Below are 1,163 nucleotides of genomic sequence, written 5' to 3'. Positions count from 1 at the left end.
CCTCGCCTCCACCGCCCTCGACACCGCCGCCATGGCCACCGGCCGCACCCAGATCAACGACCCCCTCAACATCGCCGCCCTCACCCTCGGCGCCATCGGCATCACTCTCGGCATCGGAAGCGCACTGTACAAACCGGCGCAGAAGGCGCTGCTCAGTATCCGGAAGGCAGGCGGAATCGGCTCCGTTAATACAGCAGGCGGCAGCAGCGGCTTCCGCGGTCTCCGAAACCGGGACCAGACGCATCTGGATCTTATCCAAAAGGCTGGAGAGAATGATGAGAAGCTCCTGGGGGCCTACCACCTATACGTCACATACGCCCCCGGGGGCGAGAAAGCAAGAGCGGCGTACATGGCAGGTGCCGGAGAGAGGATTTCCGGCCTGAAAACTGACGCGATCAATAGGTGGAAGGCCGTACAGACTTCCGCGGCCACCCTGTCGCCGTCGCCGGAAATTGTACAACAGGTGTCCGCCCTGGCGGACGGACAGATAGCTACAATTGAGGAGATTGATGGGCTCGTTGATAAATGGCTTAAAAGCGTTTCCGGGAAGGGCGTGCAAGCGAGCGCGCGCCCTGGGAGTGGAGTGGGAACCGAAAGCATCGGATCTCAGATGGGCGTCCTGAAGGAGAGACTGCTTTCCACCGCTCGGGGATACAGCGGAAAATATGTACCGCAAGCTGCTCCAAGCGTCCTCACCACTGACCATTGAAGCACCGCGCCACAGGCGCCGTATGGCGTATCCCGGACGGGCCCGCAGCGGCCGTCCACTGGCCCTGCGCCTCGCCGGTTGTCATGTGCGGGGGCTGGTACCCGATAACGCCTTCTGATCTGCGTAGAGCCTCGCCCAGGGCTGTCACGACAGGGGGAAGAACCTGCCGGGCGGCGCACGCGGGGATGGCTCCATCTCCGTCGAGATAGACCATGACTTCGTCGACCGCTCGCCCCCCCGCGGGGATGGTCCCGGCCCGGTGTACGACGAGCGCCTGCTCCATGCGCGCGCGGGGATGGTGCCAGGCCGTTGAGGGTGACGTCCTGAACACAGCCTGCCCCGGGCCCGGCGAGGGTAGTTTAGACGTCGTTTCCTTTGGCGGTTTGGCTCGTTGTGCTGGGCATGACGAGTCTTGCCGAGCGGCTGGTGCCGGATGAGTTGTGGGAGTTGTTCC

Annotated in this window: 1 protein-coding gene; it reads left to right on the top strand. The window is 63.7% G+C overall.

All coding sequences use genetic code 11. The annotated features are described in order from the left end of the window. Positions 1-709: hypothetical protein (locus ACFZBD_RS35185; RefSeq protein ID WP_391147802.1), on the top strand; the 709-nt coding region annotated here is incomplete at its 5' end. Positions 710-1,163 lie beyond the last annotated feature (454 nt).

This window comes from Streptomyces sp. NPDC008121, assembly GCF_042957155.1.
Lineage (GTDB): Bacteria > Actinomycetota > Actinomycetes > Streptomycetales > Streptomycetaceae > Streptomyces.
The sequence above is the reverse complement of the archived record's forward strand: the minus strand, read 5'-3'. Positions and strand labels throughout refer to the sequence as shown.